The sequence below is a fragment of the Candidatus Symbiopectobacterium sp. NZEC135 genome (assembly GCF_025962695.1).
The window spans coordinates 1-4,551 of the sequence record NZ_JAGFPF010000125.1; the positions used below are offsets into that span (position 1 = coordinate 1).

Below are 4,551 nucleotides of genomic sequence, written 5' to 3' on the forward strand. Positions count from 1 at the left end.
CAAGCTGATAATCCGATTTCATACGTAAACGACTAACCAATCCATAAATCGTACGACGACCAAAGTGAACTTTAATAATGGAGCCAAACTGACCAATGGGGTAGTTCTCCCCTGCAAAAACTCTGGATAATTCGGAAATGGAAGGATCAAGTTCTGCAATTATACGTGAACCATCTACCTCTATAATCTTACCAATAGCCAAATTTTCGATTGGTTTTGTATACTTACTATCCATATCAAACTCCGCCTTCAAGAATCTGTGTCAGATATTCAAATCTCCACCATTGAATACTGTGGGGCGATTCAATAGTAGTATCTGCATGGAAAAATCCTTTATCAGCAAAAATAAGTACTTGCTCACTGATAGCATTATCTTCATGCCAAGCCTTTAACACACCCGTGGGGTTTGCATCACTTGTGAAAACAATTATGGTCAAATTACCATGGGACGATTTTAACCCTTTATCAATCTCTAAATTGATATGTGCATCGCCAAAGCTATATCCGATAATTAATAAAACACGTTGATTACCATTTCTAGGGTTTAAAACAAGTCGAGCTCTTTGCATCAGATTTGCATATGGATCGAGCTGAGTTTCTCGATATTTTGTTGATGCAGGCCAAATCATAATTTTCGATGATTGATTTCTACTATGCTTAAGATGCGGGGCAATGCGTAAAGGCGTAGATGATAAAGGATGTTCAACCCAATTTATTGAACCATGCAGCTTTAATACTCGTGCTTCTAATCCTTTTTGCTCAAACGTAGAAGGAGACCACCACCCTGACACGCCACCTTCTAGACCATCAGCATAACGCAATTCGGACAATGCTAGAGAATCTTCAATTAATGTATCGTAATTCATCACTAGATAATCGATAGTTCCCGAATGGTTATCTTTTCCTGGCCTCATAGGTCGATGAAGTGCTTTCACAAATCGCTCATGAATTTCAGAATCTATGTCTATGTTGATAACTTCAAAAATCGCCAATTTGATTTCATCAATAACTTTCAACAATTGGTCATTACTATACTCTACATTCCCGATTTTTACGTTACTCGTATCAACACCACGGTTAGCACGGCGAGAAGTAATAGCTAACCAATCAACTAATTCACTTAAGTAGTCTTCGATGTGTGAGGCTGGATTTGCATCAGCAAAAGAAGATTGGATAACATTCAATATCTGCTTTGAATCCGCAGATAGTTTATCGCTTTCTAGTGCTTTGGCAGTAAGCTGATTAGTTAAAGGTAATCCCGCACAAGCGCTGGCTCCTGCTCCAAGCAATACAGATTTTGAATGTGAAAGCAGCTCCTCAAGCTTATTTAAAGCACTTCTGAATTCTTTTTTTTCAAAAATACTAATATCAAATGCCATACTCTCTCCCTGCTACCTTTACATAATCAAGAGTTGAATGTTCTAAAGCATTTTTGAATCGCCTGATTAGTTTTAACTTAGTGCAAACCCCACTTAATTGACTTTTCTTATTTAGAAAAATGATGAAAATTTAACAAAAACCGATTTAGATATTCCAATGGCGCTTAATGGTTGCTATACCCACCCCTAACGCGACAGCTGCTTTAGCTTGGCTCAAGCCTTGCGCTCTGGCCTCCTGTACTCGTTTGAAGGTGCCTGTAGCAGCGGGGCGACCTAATTGCCTTCCTTCTCTCTTCGCCCTCATTAAGCCCTCTTTGGTGCGTTCTACAATGCGTGATTTCTCGAACTCCGCAAAGGCTGAGAACATTTGCAGCATCAACTTACCTTCTGCACTGGCAAGGTTCCTCACAGGCAAATCCAAAGATACCACATCAATATTACGCTCAACCAACATTGCGATAGTCTGCTGTACATCAATATTATCGCGACCAAGGCGGTCGAGTTTTAACACAACCAATCGATCCCCAGCTTCCAGTTTATGATTGACCATATCGGCGAAGGATTTACGTTGCATTGCCAGTACACCACCGGAAACAACTTCCGATACAACACGGCTGTCAATTACCTCATAGCCAGCCTGACGGATCGCCATGATTTGGTTTTCTGTCGTCTGCTCGCTGGTGGAAACGCGACAATAGGCAAAAGTACGGCTCATAACATCCCCTCAGTTGGTATCAATATACGGTATCATAATCAATCTTTGGTATCTTTATGTCAATACCCTAATTTTTTGATACTAGTTCTGGGGGATGTACACTGGTGTCATAAAACGTTCGATTGTTGATACCGCTCTGACTACCATCTCGAAACCACTATGCTGATATTTGCCAAACATCCAGTAGCCCCCTTCGAGATAGAAATAACCTGCTTGATCATGCAATCCAAATTTGACGATATTTGAATTATGAAACTTCGATTTAATGAAGGTGCTTTATGCGGATGTTAGGAGAGTAAAGTGAGGTAGCAAAAGTACTACCTCTAAGTGGGATTTAGCGAAAGTCTTTCATTGTGTACTTGTACGTTACAACATCGGAGCCAGCGTGAAGCTCGGTTATGGTCAACGCACTGCCATTAACAGAAAATACTACATTGAACTCAACGGTGCCTGAACCATTCCAGCGGTTGGAACTTTGCCCCGTTTCTTTCCATATCACATTTGCATCAGAAAGCTTGCAATCATAAGAAAAACGTTGACCATCAGATTGTCTACGGTAAGAAAGAGTGAATACGCCTGCTGTATTCGTTTTCTCTGCTTTGACACTATTCAAATCACGCCCAAACATCCCGGCGATTGCGCTTCGGCAAACCTGCATATCAGAGAACGGCTTTGTACTTGCCGCTGCCATGTTTGCTGGTGCTGCGGCTTTAGCCTTAGCTACGCTCGTTGCTGCGAAGGTGGTGCTTGTCGGTGCAGCTGCTGCTTGGGGCGCAGATGATTTGTCAGAGCTGCTGCTACAACCTTTAATGACAGCAAAGACCACAATGGCAATAAAGATAAAACCACGCACAGGAGACTCATAGGGTTTTTTAACGCCGCAATTGGGACATATCTTTGCACCAGATGAAACCGCGTGCCCGCACTCCCTGCACATTTTCATTGCCATGATAATCTTTCCTTAATCATCAAGTTCAACAACATAGCGACCACCTTTATCTTTAATAATGTACTTGTACAAGTCATCACAGAAGACCGTGACCGAACCTCCAAAAGCTGCGGGATAGACGCCATTCACCTTGTTACATCGATAACCAGCCTGCTGTATCACAGCCTGACTTTCTGCCTTTAACTCAGGTGAGCCATCGTCTGCGAACGCACTACATGCACTTAATCCCAGAGCTACTATAAGAATCTTTTTCAAAATCAGTCTCCATCGCTGAAATGGTTAAGAAATAATCGGCATACACACAAAATTTATTAATTAGTAAAATCGATCATTAATATACTATCGATCGTTAAAACTGATCAATATGGTTATTATAATGATTGGGTGAAATTCTACACAGGTTGCTGAAGTGTAAGCGAACGTTCGGTACAGGAGGGGGGTAAGATGAAAGGCCATATATTTGTGATGTGTGGGTTACTAACGACGTTTGCCGCCGAGGCTGGGCGGATCACCATGAGCAATTCTGACGAACAGGAGTTGCAGGGCGAAAAGCGGTTGTGCTTTTACGAAAACAGCATTTACTTGTTTACACTGGTGACGCGCTCTCAGTCCTGCCCGCATACTATGACTTTCAATACCGCTGAGAATGAAAAATAACCAACCAAAAACCCCCATACAGGCGGGGTTAGGTGTATGCTGATTGTGTACATTTTCTATATATGTTATTGAAATATAGATATAATGTATTATCAATGTGTTAATAATGCACAGGGTTAGCATTACTGATTTGTTAAATCAACCACACGAAGTAAATCCTTCAAGGGTGGTGTATGTGTATATCTTGCTGTGATGCCTAGTGATTGAGTTCTACTATGACCTACGACAAACTGAACAAGCGATGAATTACCAACGGTAGCTATTGCATTGCTTATGAATGTATGACGTAACGAGTGCACTCTACGTTTGAGGCCATACTCGTTGTAGTGGGGAATGCCTAATTCATCCATCAAGCTTATCCAGTCTTCCGTAGTAGTCGTGTAGTTTGGAAGATTGCCAAAGACAGGATCGGAATCTTTTAGGTTTTCCACACAGGCCAAAAGCCCTGCTTCTATAATTCTATGAATTGGAACCTGTCGTCTGGCGTGTTCGGTCTTCCCTGTGTCAATAAAGATATACCAGCGCCCGGTTTCCTCATCTTTTCGTATGTGATTCTTACGGATCTCCGATATCTCACCACGCCGAGCACCTGTATAAACCAGTGTAAGGAAATACCATTTCCGATAATCACTATCTGGTAGGGCTAAAAGACGCTCTTTGATCCGGTTCAGTTCGCTGGCGTTGTAGTTTCCACCCCGGTTGGGTTTCACCTCGCAACTAATCTGATCAGTAGGAGATTTGGTCAGAATATCCTTCTGATCTACAAGATATGTTTTAAACAGCGAGCGCCAGAGCTTTAAATGCTTGTGGACGTGCTCACTGGCGATGAGGTCATCTTCGGGAACGTCATA

The 4,551-nt window shown here is 41.9% G+C and carries 6 protein-coding genes and 1 pseudogene; 1 reads left to right on the top strand and 6 read right to left on the bottom strand.

The features are described from left to right. The 5 genes and pseudogenes from J5224_RS23450 to J5224_RS23470 form a co-directional block, all read right to left on the bottom strand. Positions 1–235, bottom strand: a pseudogene (locus J5224_RS23450) (DNA helicase); the annotation flags it as partial. A 1-nt stretch (position 236) separates the two neighbouring features. Beyond that, positions 237–1,379, bottom strand: a complete 1,143-nt coding sequence (locus tag J5224_RS23455) for an SIR2 family protein (RefSeq protein WP_264627644.1) — start codon at positions 1,377–1,379, stop codon at positions 237–239. A gap of 145 nt (positions 1,380–1,524) precedes the next feature. Beyond that, positions 1,525–2,094, bottom strand: a complete 570-nt coding sequence (locus J5224_RS23460; protein ID WP_264627645.1) for a recombinase family protein — start codon at positions 2,092–2,094, stop codon at positions 1,525–1,527. A gap of 334 nt (positions 2,095–2,428) precedes the next feature. Then, positions 2,429–3,043 carry a zinc ribbon domain-containing protein gene (locus tag J5224_RS23465; RefSeq protein ID WP_264627646.1) on the bottom strand — a complete coding sequence of 205 codons (615 nt, stop codon included), beginning with the start codon at positions 3,041–3,043 and terminating at the stop codon, positions 2,429–2,431. A gap of 12 nt (positions 3,044–3,055) precedes the next feature. Next, positions 3,056–3,298 carry a hypothetical protein gene (locus J5224_RS23470; RefSeq protein ID WP_264627647.1) on the bottom strand — a complete coding sequence of 81 codons (243 nt, stop codon included), beginning with the start codon at positions 3,296–3,298 and terminating at the stop codon, positions 3,056–3,058. A gap of 189 nt (positions 3,299–3,487) precedes the next feature. On the opposite strand from J5224_RS23470, the gene J5224_RS23475 reads away from it, so the two are divergent. Further along, positions 3,488–3,700 carry a hypothetical protein gene (locus tag J5224_RS23475; RefSeq protein ID WP_264627648.1) on the top strand — a complete coding sequence of 71 codons (213 nt, stop codon included), beginning with the start codon at positions 3,488–3,490 and terminating at the stop codon, positions 3,698–3,700. A 122-nt stretch (positions 3,701–3,822) separates the two neighbouring features. On the opposite strand, the gene J5224_RS23480 is transcribed toward J5224_RS23475, so the two are convergent. Next, on the bottom strand, positions 3,823–4,551 hold a 729-nt coding region (locus J5224_RS23480), incomplete at its 5' end, for a tyrosine-type recombinase/integrase (protein ID WP_264627649.1).

What these genes read in the sequence shown, in the direction of transcription:
- J5224_RS23475 (WP_264627648.1), top strand. Translation starts at nt 3,488, where the DNA reads ATGAAAGGCCATATATTTGTGATGTGTGGGTTACTAACGACGTTTGCC.
- J5224_RS23455 (WP_264627644.1), bottom strand. Translation starts at nt 1,379, where the DNA reads ATGGCATTTGATATTAGTATTTTTGAAAAAAAAGAATTCAGAAGTGCT.
- J5224_RS23460 (WP_264627645.1), bottom strand. Translation starts at nt 2,094, where the DNA reads ATGAGCCGTACTTTTGCCTATTGTCGCGTTTCCACCAGCGAGCAGACG.
- J5224_RS23465 (WP_264627646.1), bottom strand. Translation starts at nt 3,043, where the DNA reads ATGGCAATGAAAATGTGCAGGGAGTGCGGGCACGCGGTTTCATCTGGT.